Source organism: Geomonas paludis (assembly GCF_014193585.1).
Classification (GTDB): domain Bacteria; phylum Desulfobacterota; class Desulfuromonadia; order Geobacterales; family Geobacteraceae; genus Geomonas; species Geomonas paludis.
Genome location: NZ_BLXY01000001.1, coordinates 359,901 through 373,147, shown reverse-complemented (window position 1 = coordinate 373,147; position 13,247 = coordinate 359,901). Strand labels below are relative to the sequence as shown.

Here is a 13,247-nt window from a genome sequence, read left to right as displayed (position 1 = left end):
AGGTTTTTGAGAGCAGTGAATTCGACTGTGACAGTGCCGGATGAATCCTCTGAGCTAGGCATAATTTTATATCATACATTAACTCACACACAAGTAGGAAATTTCGAAAGTCATACAAAAAAGGCGCCGCCCCAGTGAGTTCACACCGGCGCGGCGCCCTTGTTATCTGCTGCGGTCGATGCTATCCCTCGACCGGCGCTCCCCGTGAGGGCTTGCGTCCCTCCCGCTTGCTCCTTTGGAAGGCGAGGGCTATTTCGTGCTGCTGCTCCTTGCCGAGGGCTTTGCGGGCCATCTTGAAGATCTCTTTCTCCTCTTCCTGCATGTGGTGCTCCACGATCTCGCTGAGCACCTGGAGCTTGGCCATCCAGCGCTCGTCATCCACCGCCAGGGCCTGGAAGGTCCCCAGCATGGTCTTCGCCACCTGGTGCTCTTCGAAAGCCTGCAGCACCTTGTCGCGCATCTCCTCGTTCTGCTCCAGGACGCTGTAGAAGAAGCGCTCCTCCCCTTCCATGTGCAGTTCGAGCTCTTCCTCCAGTTGGGCGAAGAGCTTCTGCAGGGAGGCGATATCCTTCTTGCCGGCCTTCGCCGCCTTGTCGAAAAGGTAGCGTGCCTTTTCGTGGTCCTGTTTCAGCACGTCGAAGATGGTCATCTCCGCACGGCTGTGCGATTCGCTCGTCTTCTGGCTCGTGGGCATCTGGCTTCTCCTTTAGGCGCCGCAGTACCCGGCGCCGATACATGTAGGGGCGAACTTACGTTCGCCCCCGCGTTGCAACTTCCAGATTTTCATTTCGTTCCTAGGCCATACCCCTCGGCTTGGGTTTGTCGGAGCTGGCGAAGTCCGCCTTGGACTCGCCCTCGGCCCCGATGTCGGTCGCGCCGGTCTGCTTCAGGATCTCGATGGCGCGCTTTTTCCAGTCCGCGTTGTCGCAGTGCACCGAAAGGAGGATGCCCCCTTCCTTGACGCGGCCTTCATAGCGCTTGGCCTCGTACTCCGGGATGCCCATGCCGATGAGCGCCCCGGCGACGCCGCCGATGACCCCGCCAGCGCCCACACCGGCCAGCGCCGCGACGATCGGCCCTGCTGCGATGAAGGGGCCGACCCCGGGGATGGCCAGGGCACCGATGCCGGAGAGCCACCCCAGTGCCCCGCCGATCACCGCGCCGGTCCCTGCGCCCGCCGTCGAGCCTTCCGGGACCTTGGTGTGTTTCTCGTGGGCGAAGTCCTTGGTGCCGACGTTCTCGGAGAACAGGACCGAGATGTCGGTGTTACGGAAGTCCGCCGCGCGCAGCGAATCGACTGCCTGTTCAACGCTGTCGCGGCTGCGGTAGATGCCGAAAACTGCCGTGTTCTTTGCCATGTCTGGCCTCCTTTTCCTGGTACTGCATGATTGCGGTGCCCGCTTATTTCTTCTTCGGAGGCTCAGGCACCTTGGCTCCCTTCTCGCGCGCCTCCGAAAGACCGATGGCTACGGCCTGTTTGCGGTCGGTGACCTTCTTGCCGCTGCCACCGCTCTTCAGTTCCCCTTTCTTGAACTTGTCCATCACCTCGTGCACCGTTTCCTGCGCCTTCTTCCCGTACTTGGCCATCACGCTTTCCTCCCCGTCCCTTCACGCTGCTAGATGCGTCCCAGGAGTACCAGGATCAGCAGGATGAGCAGGACCAGTCCCAAGCCGCCGCTTGGGTAGTATCCCCACCCGGCGCTGTAAGGCCAAGTTGGGAGTGAACCGATGAGCAGCAAGATCACGATGATAAGCAGTATCAACCTCATGACTTCCTCCTTTTCCCCTGGAAATCTGCTGCGGTTGCATCACTTGCGTTTCCCCAGTGCGTCGACGTTCCTCTCGAAGGTGGGCAGGATCGCCTTGATGAATGCGTTTTTGATCAGTTCCACCACGACCTGCCAGGTGCTGGTCTTGGGATTCTTCAGCGGGCCGGAAATGTCCGCCTTGGTGGCCACCTGGTCACGGGGCTTGTTTTCCAGCAGTTTCGCTACCCCCCCGACCAGCATCTCGTACACCCTGTGGAAGAACCCCTTGTTCTTGTCCTGGCGCCGGTCATAGACCTTCATGTCCTTGAAGAAGGGCTTGATGTAGCCGTCCACCCTGTTGTTCTTCACGTGCAGCTCCGTCACCAGCGAAAAGGTGCCGGCGGTGACGTCGAAGTTGCCGTAGCTGCGCAACAGGTCGTTCAGCGAAACCAACTGGGTGTTGTCGATTTTCAGGTACAGGTCGAGGTCCGGCCCCTTGTCTTCGGGACGGAAGGTGGCGGTGGCCTGGGTGGCGCCGCTCCCCATGAATCTGCCGGAGAGCCTCGCCTTGGCCGGTCCCTTGGAAAACTGGTTGGAGAAGTTGTCCAGGTAGAGGTTGGCGTCCGACAGGAACAGGCGGACTTTTCTGCCCCCGTAGGTGTTGATGAAGCCGACGTTGGACTCGGTCAGGCTGAAGTGCTCGATGGTGAGGATGAGGTCGGGCTTGTTGCTGACCTCCTTGGCCGCCTCCTTCACCTTCTCCGCCCTTCTCGCTTCAGCGCGCGCCGTCTGCACGGTATGGATGTAGTCGAGCTTCACGCCGTGGATGCTGAGCTTTTTGAGCCGGACCGTTTGCACCTTGCGGCCGTACTCCACGTTGCCGCTCGCACTCAGGACGCCCCCCTCGATCCTGACGTTGGAGCGGGCGGCCATAGGCGCGAAGTAGGCGATGGGGACCTTGGCCAGTTCGATGGCGGCCTTCACTGCGGGCGTCGGTTCCGCCAGAAAGTTCGCCCTCCCTTCCACGGTGCCGTGCCCGCTGCCGAAGATGTCGGTCTCCAGGCGGAAGTCGGACGGGTACACCTTGTCGGGCAGATGTATGTTGCGGATGTTGTTGGCGGTCAGGCTCAGGCCGGAGAGTTTCAGCGGCCGCTTGGGGTCCTGGTCGATGTAGGTGAGGCTGCCGTCGGTGATCTTCAAGAGGTTGATCTTCAGAGGGTAAATTGCCTCGAAGGCCTGTTGCCATCCCTTTTGTTTCATGGGGACCTTGCTGGCCGCCTCGGCTTTGAGTTGCAGCAGGTTGACGTGGACCTTGGGCCCGTCCACCCGCATGTCGCCGACCAGCTTGCCGGACAGGATCTCGCGCCACTGCACGCTCGCCCTGAGGTAGGGGAACTCGGCCACCGGCGGCTGGGGGTGCGCCTCCTGGGAGATGGTCAATCCTTTCAGGGTGATGGAAAGGCCGATCAGGCTGAAGTGCAGCTTGGGGAGCCGTACCTTGTACCCCTTGAGGCTCTGGTTCATGCGCCGTTCCGTGGTGCGCCGCAGCGGCTCGTCGATGAAGAAGCTGGCGATGAAGACGATCAGCACCAGGGAGACCACGATCCCCACGATCCAGAGCAGCACCTTGGGGACCCTTACCCCGCGGTCGGTGCCACGCAACGCCGGTTCGCTCGGTTCAACCATAACGATCTCCAGAGGTTACGGGTGAAGGCCTAATACAAGATGAAAACACGCTAATAAATGTATGCGTTGCGCCTGCTTTGTCAATCACGACAGCCGCTTTAAGCCCGACCGCCACCGCAAAAAAGAGCCTGATTAGCTACAATCTTCCGCTAATGCCCTCTCCCTCTGGGAGAGGGTGCCCGAAGGGCGGGTGAGGGAGGTGCCACGAAGCGGGATCATTGCCTATTGCAGCGCCCTCACCCCAGCCCTCTCCCGGAGGGAGAGGGGGGATGGGCATCGTGGCGGAAGATCATCGCTAGTCAGGAGAATGAGTAAGGTTGCATGTGGGCCAACGCCCGGCGGGGCCGGCGCTACATCTGGATGTGGTTGGTCGCACTCCGGCAATAATGGTAAAATGCGAGCTGTGCCTGAATAAGTCGGCAACGAAAGGTCTGCGACCGAGGAGGTTAACGATGAGAGCGATGTGGTCGGGTTCGATAAGCTTCGGCTTGGTGAACATCCCGGTGAAACTTTACAGCGGCTCGCAGAGCAACTCGCTCGATCTGGACATGCTGCGCAAGAACGACCTCTGCCCGATCAAGTACCTGCGGGTTTGCAAGACCGACAACAAGGAAGTCCCCTACGAGGAGATCGTCAAGGGCTATGAGTACAGTGACGGTGAGTACATCGTGCTGACCGACCAGGATTTCGAGAACGCGAGTCTGGAAAAGACGCACCTGATCGACATCGTGGACTTCATCGACGAGAAGGAGATCGACACCCGTTACTTCGAGAAGCCGTACTACCTGGAGCCGGACAAGAGCGGACCCAAGGCGTATGCGCTGCTCAGGGAGGCGTTGAAGCGCTCGGGCAAGGTGGGGGTCGCCTACTACGTGCTGAGAAACCGCGGCAGCCTCGGCATCGTCCGTCCGCTGGACGACCTGCTGGTTTTGAACCAGATCCGGTACGCCGCAGAGGTGCGTGACGCCTCCGACCTGAAGCTCCCGGGCAACGAGCAGGTGCGGGAGCAGGAGGTCAGCCTGGCGCTCTCCCTGATCGACCAGCTGACCGTGAAGTTCGACCCGGCCAAGTACAAGGACCAGTACATCGACGACCTGAAAAGGGTGATCGAAGAGAAGGCGCAGGGTCGCCAGCCCGCCCCGGCCAAGGCAGCGCCGCCGCCCAAGGTCGCCGACATGATGGCCCTTTTGAAAGAGAGCCTGAAGCAAAAGCGCAAAGAGGCAGCGTGACCCGCACCGTCGCACTGTCGCCGACATACCCTCCCCCGCCCCGGCCCTCCCCCTCCGGGGGAGGGGGCCCGCCACCGTCGTCACCGTATCAAGTTCGCAGTCCCATTATTCCCATCACTCCCATACTTCCCATCGCTCCCATTATTCCCATCACTCCCATATTTCCCCCACCGCCCGTTGCATTCCCGCCTCGTTATGTTAGCTTCTTCTAATTCAAAAACCGGAACCTTAATAAGAACGAGCGGCAACAGCTTCCAAGGGAGGATCAGGCATGGAACCGAGTGAAACCGAACGCGGCCAGTCCAGAGAATGGCGAAGGGAGAAGCGGGTAAACGTGGGTCCCGCCGAGCGGAAGGCGTCCGTCGTCGGCGGCGCCGCCCTGGCGGTATCGGGGCTCAGGTGCATCAGCAAGAGGAACTACGCCTCGGGCTTGGCCATGATGATTGCGGGAGGAATGTTCCTGTACCGGGGTCAAACCGGGCACTGCGGCATCTACGACGCAATGGGGGTCGACACCGTGCACACGCACAATTCTGCCCTGACCATAACCAAGGCGGTTACTATCGGACTGCCGCCACAGGATGTCTACGAATTCTGGCGCAACCTCGAGAACCTGCCTCGCTTCATGAGACACCTGGAGTCGGTTCAGGTGACCGGCGCGCGCACCTCGCATTGGAAAGCGGTCGGCCCGGGCGGCATCAGCGCCGAATGGGACGCCGAGATGATGGAGGACGTGCCGGGCCAGCAGATCAGCTGGCATTCCGTGGGGGAGGCCGACGTGCCCAACAAGGGAAGCGTGGAGTTCAAGGAGGCGCCGGGACACCGGGGGACCGAGGTTAAGGTGAGCATCGACTACTACCCTCCCGGCGGTGGCGCGGGGAAGGTGGCGGCCAAGCTCGCCCAGGGGATCAACGCGCAGCAGCTCGAGGAAGACCTGAAAAGGCTCAAGCAGATCCTGGAGGTGGGAGAGGAAACGACGGCACGGCGCACGGTCGAATAAAGGCTATCCCGCCCGGCACGCGGCGGACAAGGAGGGTATATGAGGGCGGTATGCTGGCACGGCAAGCACGACGTGCGGGTGGACGAGGTAGCGGACCCGCAGATCGTCAGCAAGGGGGATGTCATCGTCAAGGTCGGGCTCACCTGCATCTGCGGCTCCGACCTGCACCTGTATAACGGCTACGTCCCCACCATGAAGAAAGGGGACATCATGGGGCACGAGTTCGTCGGCGAGATCGTCGAGGTGGGAAGCGGCGTCTCCCGCTTCCATGTCGGGGACCGGGTCATCGTCCCCTTCCCGATCTCCTGCGGCGTCTGCTGGTACTGCAAACACGAGCTCTGGTCGCTGTGCGACAACTCCAACCCCAACTCCTGGATGCTGGAGCACCTCTACGGCGACACCGGCGGCGGCATCTTCGGCTATTCGCACATGTACGGCGGCTTCTCCGGCGGCCAGGCGGAATACGTCCGGGTTCCCTTCGCGGACGTCGGGCTGGAGAAGATCCCCGACGGCATCCCCTACGAGCAGGTGGTGCTCCTCACCGACATCTGCCCGACCGGGTACCAGGCCGCCGACAACTGCAACATCAACCCCGGCAATACCGTCGCCGTATGGGGCTGCGGTCCGGTAGGGCTCATGGCGATGATGTCGGCGCGACACCTTGGGGCCGAGCGGGTCATCGGCATCGACCGCTTCCCCGACCGGCTGCAGATGGCCCACTCCCAGTGCCGGGCCGAGGTGCTCAACTACGAGGAGGTGGACGTCGCCGAGGCGCTGCAGAATATGACCGGCGGGCGCGGCCCGGACTCCTGCATCGACGCGGTGGGGCTGGAAGCGGTCGGAACCGGCATCGAAGGGTTCTACGATTCCGTGAAACAGACCCTCAGGCTGGAAAGCGACCGGGCCTCCGCGCTGCGCCAGCTGACCAAGGCCTGCCGCAAGGGGGGGACCCTCTCCATCGTCGGGGTCTACAGCGGCTTCGTCGACAAGTTCCCCATGGGCGCCATCTTCGCCAAGGGGCTCACGGTACACGCGGGGCAGGCCCACGTGCACAAATACCTGCCGCACCTGCTCAAACTGGTTGAGGAGCAGCAGTTGAACCCCTCCTCGATCATCACACACCGGCTGCCGCTCGAACAGGCGCCCGGCGCCTACAAGACCTTCCTGAACAAGCAGGATTCCTGCATCAAAATCGTGTTGAACCCTCAGGCACAGGGAGCCGCAGCCACACTGGGCTCCAAACAGGCGAGCGCCGTCTGAGCCGCAACCCCGGTCGCGCGAGTGTCCGGCAAAGCTTCGGTTGCCCCCCCCTCCCTTGACGGGAGGGGGGGGCACGAAGAGCCAACAAGGAGCGTCCATGAAATCTGACGATCGACGCAATACGCTGGCCCTGGCCATGTTAGGCGCCGGGGCCGCTTTCTTTCTCTGGAGCCTGCGCCGCAAAGCGCGCCGCATCGACTTTCTCGGCAAAACCGTCGTGATCGTGGGAGGGTCGCGCGGGCTCGGCCTGGAGATCGCCCGGCAACTGGTGAAGGAAGGCGCGCGGCTGGTGCTCTTGGCGCGCAGGCCTGACGAACTGGAACGGGCCCGCGCCGAACTGGCGCGCTCCGGCGGCGACGTGATCACCTTCCCCTGCGACGTGGGGGTGCGCCAGCAGGTCGAGGAGGCGGTGGCCGCGACGATCGAGCTGCGCGGCAGGATCGACGTCCTGATCAACGTTGCCGGCGTGATCCAGGTGGCCCCTTTCGAGAACCTGGAGTTGAAGGATTTCCAGGAGTCGATGGACGTGCACGCCTGGGGCCCTTACCACATGATGCGCGCCGTGGCCCCGCACATGCAGCGGCGCAAAAGCGGGCGCATCGTCAACGTCTCCTCGATAGGCGGACTGGTGGCGGTGCCGCACCTTTTGGCCTACACCATGGGCAAGTTCGCTCTTACCGGCCTCTCCGACGGCTTCCGAGCCGAGCTCGCCAAGGATGGCATCTACGTCACCACGGTAGCCCCGGGGCTGATGCGCACCGGCTCCCATATCAACGCCAATTTCAAGGGGCAGCACAAAAAGGAGTTCGCCTGGTTCGCGATATCGGGCGCCAACCCCGCACTCTCGACAGCGGCGCCGGCCGCCGCGCGCAAGATCATCGAGGCCTGCCGCTACGGCCAGGCCAGGCTGATCATCAATTGGCCGGCGCGCCTGCTGCACGCCGCCAACGCCCTGCTCCCCGAGGTCACCTCCTTCGCCACCGGGGTGGCGGCACGGATGCTCCCCGCGCCTGCGGCTGCCGCCGACAATGAGCAGCACCCCGGCTGGGACAGCCGCTCGAGGCTGGCCCCGTCCCTGCTTACCCGTCCCAGCGACCGCGCCATCGAGGCGAACAACGAGCAGCCGGCTGATTCCGGTTACGTGGCAGCTGCCTACCGCAGGAGACAATAAGCCCGCCGTCCGGCGAACCTTAAGTGCCGCAGCCCTTTCGTCCCCTCCCCCGGAGGGGGAGGGACAGGGAGGGGTATCACCGGCTGTCACGGCCTTCCCCCCTCCCGACCTCCCCCCTCCGGGGGGAGGAGCGGCACTGCAGTGAACTGCTAAGCCTTTCAAACTGAAAAGGAGTCGACCATGTTCTCACTGCGCAGCTACTTCAAACTGGGTGACGCCAGCTACATGGAGCTGGCCAAGAAGGTCTACCGCAAGTTCAGCGACGAGGACTGCCCCGAACATGCCGCCGCCATGGCCTACTACTTCCTGTTCGCCTCGTTCCCGTTCCTGCTCTTTCTCACCACCCTGATCGGATACCTCCCCATCCCGCACCTGATGGACTACATGCTGGCCAACGCGGCCAAGTTTCTGCCCTCGGAAGCGTTCGCCCTGATCGAGAGCAACATCCGGGCGCTGTTCATGAACAAGAAGCAGGGGCTGCTGTCGGTCGGCATCCTGCTGGCACTGTGGGCTTCATCGAACGCCATCGTTTCGGTGATGGACGCCATGAACAACCTCTACGACGTCAAGGAGGGGCGCCCGTTCTGGAAGGTGCGCCTGACCGCGATAGGGCTGGTGGTGGGGCTTTCCCTGCTGATTTTGTGTGCCATGGTCCTGCTCATGTTCGGAGTGAAGATCGCCAACTTCATCGCCGGGCTGATCAACTTCGGCGTCGCCTTCAAGGTCGGCTTCGTGATCGGCCTGATCCCCGTAACCCTCTTCCTCCTGGTCCTCGCCGTCGCCGTCATCTACTACTTCACGCCCGACGTGGAGCACGAATGGAAATGGATCAGCCCGGGCGCCGTGGTGGCCATCCCGTGCTGGGTGGTGATGTCCTTCGGCTTCTCCTACTACATCAACAACTTCGGCTCCTACGACAAGACCTACGGCAGCATCGGGGCGGTCATCGTGCTCCTTTTGTGGCTGTACCTGAGCGGGCTGATCATCCTGGCGGGTGCCGTCATCAACGCGGTGATCGAACACAGTTCGGAGGAAGGAAAGGAGCCGGGTGAAAAGGTGGAAGGGGAACATGCCGCGGAGCGCGGCACCCATTCCAAAGGGGAATCGCAGCAGAAGGCGAAGGAAGAGGCGGCAAGGTCGTAGCGGTAAAACTGAGGGAGAAGAAGTTGCTACTAAGGTGTGAAGCAACGTGATGTGTGCCTGGCTGCAAAAGCCCCTCCCCCCGGAGGGGGGAGGCTGGGAGGGGGGAGGCTGTGGCAGCGGGTGATCCCCCTCCCTGTCCCTCCCCCTCCGGGGGAGGGGACGCCCTTACTTGATTTGCCCCCGGATCTCGCCCATGGGGTAGGTCACCGTCGGCACGTCCACGTAGGCCTCGCCGGCATCGATAATACGCAGCAGGTCCTCCACCGCTTTCCCCTCCAGTTCTCCAATCAGGTTCTCGTTGGTGATGAGTCCTTCAGAAAGGATCCCCTTGAACTTGCCCATCTTCACCGGTCCGCCGAACAGCCCCACCAGCGGGGGACCGTTCTGCCCCGGCTTGCCGTGGTGGATATGGGCCGCAACCGGACTGGTTATCCTGCTCACGTTGAGCTCGTAACTCATCTCGCCATCCCTGTAGATCATCTTCAGATCGCCGCGCGCCGGTGTCTTCACGGCCGGCACCTCCTGCTTCCCGGAAAGCTGCGCCCTGAAGATCCGCTGCTCCGCCCCCGCCGGCAGGGCTGCCAGCACTGCCATCACCACCATCGACATCTGCCATTTCCTCATGACGTTTTCCCCTTTTCAGCGCCCTCCGGCCTGGCGGGACCCTGCCCCACGGCCAGCAGGTCGAGAATGCCGGAGAGCGGGATCGATACCCACTCCGGACGGTTGTTGAGCTCGTAGCCCAGTTCGTAGATCGCCTTGTCCAGCATGAAGGTCTGCAGCATGATTTCGATCTCGTCCGGCGCCGTCGGCATGAAGCGGGCTCCCGCCACCCCCTCCTTGTAGGCCTCAAGGAACACCGACGCGCTGTAGCGGTACCAGGCCTGCACCCAGGGGAGCAGGTAGGCGATATCCTCGTCGCGGACCTGGGTGCGCTGCATGATCACCGCATGCGCCGCGTAGTGGAAGGAACGCATCATCCCCGCCACGTCCCGCAGCGGCGACTGCTTGATCCTGCGCTCGCTGAGCGATTTGACCGGCTCCCCTTCGAGGTCGATGATGAGGAAGTTGTCGCCGGTGTAGAGCAGTTGGCCCAGATGGTAATCGCCGTGGACGCGGGTCTTCATGGCGCCGAACTTGCGCACCATGAACTTCTGGAACACCGCCAGCACGTCGTTCTCCATGGCGAGCAGCCCCTCCGCATCGCCGGCGATATGCTGCGGGATGCGCGCCATGTTCTTGCGCAAAAGGTCGAAGACCTTCTTGCAGCGGCTGCGCATGGACTGGTACACCGAGCGTTGGTACAGGAGCGCAAACGGCTCCGGGGCGAAAGCGGGATCGTCAGTTCGGGAGGAGAGCGCCAGGTGAAATTCGGCCGTCCTCCTGCCGATCAGGGCCACCATCTCCGGATAGACCCCCTGGATCGACTCCAGGAGAGCCGGGGTGTAACCGCTGGACTCGTTGCCGGGATGCGGCTCCAGCTTCGACTTCCTGGCCTCCTCGCGCTGGGCGAGGACCCGGTCCACGAACTGGCCGACCTCACCCAGGGTGAAGGTCCAGGCGTCCCCCTGGTTGGGGACGAACCCCTGCAAAAGCCCCAGGGCAAAGCTCTCGCCGTTGCTGCGCCGGTACTCCAGCGCGCCCGCCAGGGGTGCCACGTGCTGGAAGCGGACCCGGTCCAGGAAGGTCCCGATCTCCACCTCGGGATGGTCCCCTTCCTCCATGCGCCGGTACATCTTGAAGAAGAAACTCTTATCGAACAGCACCGAGCTGTTGCTCTGCTCCGATTTCGCTACCTGCGAGGGGAAGGGAGGCTGCTTTTCTTCCATGAGCGCGGCCATGCCGGAAGCGGGACGCCCCCACAGCCTGCCGCTGTCGCCGCGCAGCGTCTTGCGACGCCAGATCAGCTCGAAGAGGACCCAGCGCAAGTGGGAGTTGTGCAGCCCGTCGTAGAGCACCCCCGGGCGGTCGCCGACCTTAAGCAGGCAGATCACCGCCTCCGGCGCGTCGCCCAGCAGCGCTTCGCCTCCGCCATCCATGGGGAGATAATGCAGCGGCAGCAGATACACCTCGGCGGCCCCTTCGCTGTAGGTCACCTCCAGGAAGGTGATGATGACGGAAGAGCTGTCGATGGGGACCGGGAGCCGGTCCAGCACCGAGAAGCGCACCATGATGCGGCTCTTGCCCTGGAACCAGCGCGACTTCCGGAGATAGTCCGGCAGCACCGATTGCTCCAGCTGGCGCAGCCCGGCCGCCTTGAGCACGTTCTCCCAACCACCGGTCACCGCGATCTCCTCCAGTACCCCCTCTTCGCGCGGCTTGGTCATCTCGCGGCCGTCGGTCAGAAGAAGCAGGTGGTAGTCGTACGGCCCCATGATCACGCCGTAGGCGGAGTCCTTGATGGCCGGGAAGCGGTTGCGGCTGAACATCTCCTCGGGGTAGAACCCCACGAAGCGGGGCTGGTTCACCTGCACGAACTGGGTGGCCCGGGAGAGGTTGATCAGCACCAGGATGGTCTGGTCCTCGTACTGGCGCAGCATGGCGAGCACCTTGGGGTTGTCCAGTGTGATGAACTCCAGCGTGCCCCAGCCGAAGGCCCGAAAGCGCTTCCTCAGGTCGATCATGCGCTTCATCCACCAGAGCAGGGAGGAGGGGTTCTTGGCCTGGTTCTCGACGTTGCGCGCCTCGTAGTGATACTCCGGATCGATGATGGCCGGAAGATAGAGCTTCTGCGGGTTGGCGGGCGAGAACCCGGCGTTGCGGTCCGGGCTCCACTGCATCGGGGTGCGCACGCCGTTTCTGTCGCCCAGGTAGTAGTTGTCCCCCATGCCGATCTCGTCGCCGTAGTAGATGATGGGGGTGCCCGGCATGGTGAACAGGAGCACGTTCATCAGCTCGATCTTGCGCCGGTCGTCACCCATGAGCGGCGCCAGCCGGCGCCGGATGCCCAGGTTGATGCGGGCCCGCGGGTCCCGGGCGTAGATGCGGTACATGTAGTCCCGCTCCTCGTCGGTCACCATCTCCAGGGTCAGCTCGTCGTGGTTTCTCAGGAACATGGCCCACTGGCAGTGCGGGGGGATGGTCGGGGTCTGCTGCATGATGTTGATGATGGGGAAGGAGTCCTCCATCTGCAGCGCCATGAACATGCGGGGCATGAGCGGGAAGTGGAACGCCATCTGGCAGGCGGCGCCGCCGCCGAAATAGGAGGCGGCATCCTCGGGCCACTGGTTGGCCTCGGCGAGCAGCATCTTGTCGGGGTACTTGGCGTCGATGTAGGAGCGCAGCTTCTTCAGGAATTCGTAGGTTTCCGGGAGGTTCTCGCAGTTGGTCCCTTCACGCTCGTACAGGTAGGGGACCGCGTCCAGCCTCAGGCCGTCCACGCCCATGCCGAGCCAGAAGTCGATGACCCGGAACATCGCCTCGTGCACCCGCGGGTTGTCGTAGTTCAGGTCGGGCTGGTGCGAGTAGAAGCGGTGCCAGTAGTAGCTCTTGGCGACCGGGTCGCGGGTCCAGTTGGAGACCTCGAAGTCCTTGAAGATGATGCGCGCGTCCAGGTACTTGTCCGGGGTGTCGCTCCAGACGTAGAAGTCGCGCCAGGGGGAGCCGGGCCTGGCGTTGCGGGATTTCTGGAACCAGGGGTGCTGGTCCGAGGTGTGGTTCAGCACCAGTTCGGTGATGACCCGCATGCCGAGGGCGTGCGCCCCCTTGAGGAACTCCTGGAAGTCGCGCAGCGTGCCGTAGTCCGGGTGGACGCTGCGGTAGTCGGCGATGTCGTAGCCGTCGTCCCTGAGCGGCGAGGGGTAGAAGGGGAGCACCCAGACCGCGGTGATGCCCAGGTCGCGCAGGTACGGGAGCTTCTGCAAGAGGCCGCGGAAATCGCCGATGCCGTCCCCGTTGGAGTCGCAGAAGCTCCTGATGTGCACCTCGTAGATGACGGCGTCCTTGAACCAGAGCGGGTTCTTCTCGTTGCGAAATGGCATGTGGTCACCCCAAGTTGCTTGCTGGTCGGT

12 protein-coding genes are annotated in these 13,247 nt (G+C 62.9%); 5 read left to right on the top strand and 7 right to left on the bottom strand.

Features of this window, described 5'->3' with window-relative positions; translation table 11 throughout:
- Nucleotides 1–181: 181 nt before the first annotated feature.
- From H7687_RS01605 to H7687_RS01585, 5 genes are all read right to left on the bottom strand, one after another.
- A complete protein-coding gene (locus H7687_RS01605) occupies nucleotides 182–694 on the bottom strand; it encodes a hemerythrin domain-containing protein (protein WP_183344389.1) in 513 nt (170 codons plus the stop codon).
- Nucleotides 695–794: 100 nt separating this feature from the next.
- Entirely contained in the window at nucleotides 795–1,358 is a 564-nt protein-coding gene (locus H7687_RS01600) for a quinol:electron acceptor oxidoreductase subunit ActD (RefSeq protein WP_183344387.1), read from the bottom strand.
- Between the two features lie 43 nt (nucleotides 1,359–1,401).
- Nucleotides 1,402–1,587 (bottom strand): DUF6496 domain-containing protein, encoded by a 186-nt coding sequence (locus H7687_RS01595; RefSeq protein WP_129124983.1) that lies wholly within the window; start codon nucleotides 1,585–1,587, stop codon nucleotides 1,402–1,404.
- Between the two features lie 29 nt (nucleotides 1,588–1,616).
- The gene (locus tag H7687_RS01590) at nucleotides 1,617–1,769 is read right to left on the bottom strand and encodes a DUF3309 family protein (RefSeq protein WP_183344385.1); all 153 of its coding nucleotides are present in this window, start codon (nucleotides 1,767–1,769) and stop codon (nucleotides 1,617–1,619) included.
- A gap of 39 nt (nucleotides 1,770–1,808) precedes the next feature.
- Complete coding sequence (locus tag H7687_RS01585; protein ID WP_183344382.1) at nucleotides 1,809–3,434, bottom strand: AsmA family protein; 1,626 nt, start codon at nucleotides 3,432–3,434, stop codon at nucleotides 1,809–1,811.
- Between the two features lie 452 nt (nucleotides 3,435–3,886).
- On the opposite strand from H7687_RS01585, the gene ku reads away from it, so the two are divergent.
- The 5 genes from ku to H7687_RS01560 all read left to right on the top strand — a co-directional run bounded on the left by ku (nucleotide 3,887) and on the right by H7687_RS01560 (nucleotide 9,237).
- The gene (gene ku, locus H7687_RS01580; RefSeq protein ID WP_183344380.1) at nucleotides 3,887–4,663 is read left to right on the top strand and encodes a non-homologous end joining protein Ku; all 777 of its coding nucleotides are present in this window, start codon (nucleotides 3,887–3,889) and stop codon (nucleotides 4,661–4,663) included.
- A 271-nt stretch (nucleotides 4,664–4,934) separates the two neighbouring features.
- Entirely contained in the window at nucleotides 4,935–5,663 is a 729-nt protein-coding gene (locus H7687_RS01575) for an SRPBCC family protein (protein WP_183344378.1), read from the top strand.
- A gap of 39 nt (nucleotides 5,664–5,702) precedes the next feature.
- On the top strand, nucleotides 5,703–6,923 hold the full coding sequence (locus H7687_RS01570; RefSeq protein WP_183344376.1) for a zinc-dependent alcohol dehydrogenase: 1,221 nt from the start codon (nucleotides 5,703–5,705) through the stop codon (nucleotides 6,921–6,923).
- A gap of 97 nt (nucleotides 6,924–7,020) precedes the next feature.
- The gene (locus H7687_RS01565) at nucleotides 7,021–8,094 is read left to right on the top strand and encodes an SDR family NAD(P)-dependent oxidoreductase (protein ID WP_198424600.1); all 1,074 of its coding nucleotides are present in this window, start codon (nucleotides 7,021–7,023) and stop codon (nucleotides 8,092–8,094) included.
- 180 nt (nucleotides 8,095–8,274) lie between these two features.
- A complete protein-coding gene (locus tag H7687_RS01560) occupies nucleotides 8,275–9,237 on the top strand; it encodes a YihY/virulence factor BrkB family protein (protein ID WP_183344374.1) in 963 nt (320 codons plus the stop codon).
- 165 nt (nucleotides 9,238–9,402) lie between these two features.
- Here the strand turns inward: H7687_RS01560 and H7687_RS01555 are convergent, their stop codons facing one another.
- Complete coding sequence (locus H7687_RS01555) at nucleotides 9,403–9,861, bottom strand: CHRD domain-containing protein (protein ID WP_183344372.1); 459 nt, start codon at nucleotides 9,859–9,861, stop codon at nucleotides 9,403–9,405.
- Nucleotides 9,858–13,217: a maltose alpha-D-glucosyltransferase gene (gene treS, locus H7687_RS01550; RefSeq protein WP_183344370.1), complete on the bottom strand. Its 3,360-nt coding sequence runs from the start codon at nucleotides 13,215–13,217 to the stop codon at nucleotides 9,858–9,860. Before treS ends, H7687_RS01555 begins: the two co-directional genes overlap by 4 nt.
- Nucleotides 13,218–13,247 lie beyond the last annotated feature (30 nt).

What these genes read in the sequence shown, in the direction of transcription:
- H7687_RS01565 (WP_198424600.1), top strand. Translation starts at nt 7,021, where the DNA reads ATGAAATCTGACGATCGACGCAATACGCTGGCCCTGGCCATGTTAGGC.
- H7687_RS01560 (WP_183344374.1), top strand. Translation starts at nt 8,275, where the DNA reads ATGTTCTCACTGCGCAGCTACTTCAAACTGGGTGACGCCAGCTACATG.
- H7687_RS01575 (WP_183344378.1), top strand. Translation starts at nt 4,935, where the DNA reads ATGGAACCGAGTGAAACCGAACGCGGCCAGTCCAGAGAATGGCGAAGG.
- H7687_RS01585 (WP_183344382.1), bottom strand. Translation starts at nt 3,434, where the DNA reads ATGGTTGAACCGAGCGAACCGGCGTTGCGTGGCACCGACCGCGGGGTA.
- H7687_RS01590 (WP_183344385.1), bottom strand. Translation starts at nt 1,769, where the DNA reads ATGAGGTTGATACTGCTTATCATCGTGATCTTGCTGCTCATCGGTTCA.
- H7687_RS01600 (WP_183344387.1), bottom strand. Translation starts at nt 1,358, where the DNA reads ATGGCAAAGAACACGGCAGTTTTCGGCATCTACCGCAGCCGCGACAGC.
- H7687_RS01595 (WP_129124983.1), bottom strand. Translation starts at nt 1,587, where the DNA reads ATGGCCAAGTACGGGAAGAAGGCGCAGGAAACGGTGCACGAGGTGATG.
- H7687_RS01570 (WP_183344376.1), top strand. Translation starts at nt 5,703, where the DNA reads ATGAGGGCGGTATGCTGGCACGGCAAGCACGACGTGCGGGTGGACGAG.
- ku (WP_183344380.1), top strand. Translation starts at nt 3,887, where the DNA reads ATGAGAGCGATGTGGTCGGGTTCGATAAGCTTCGGCTTGGTGAACATC.
- treS (WP_183344370.1), bottom strand. Translation starts at nt 13,217, where the DNA reads ATGCCATTTCGCAACGAGAAGAACCCGCTCTGGTTCAAGGACGCCGTC.
- H7687_RS01605 (WP_183344389.1), bottom strand. Translation starts at nt 694, where the DNA reads ATGCCCACGAGCCAGAAGACGAGCGAATCGCACAGCCGTGCGGAGATG.
- H7687_RS01555 (WP_183344372.1), bottom strand. Translation starts at nt 9,861, where the DNA reads ATGAGGAAATGGCAGATGTCGATGGTGGTGATGGCAGTGCTGGCAGCC.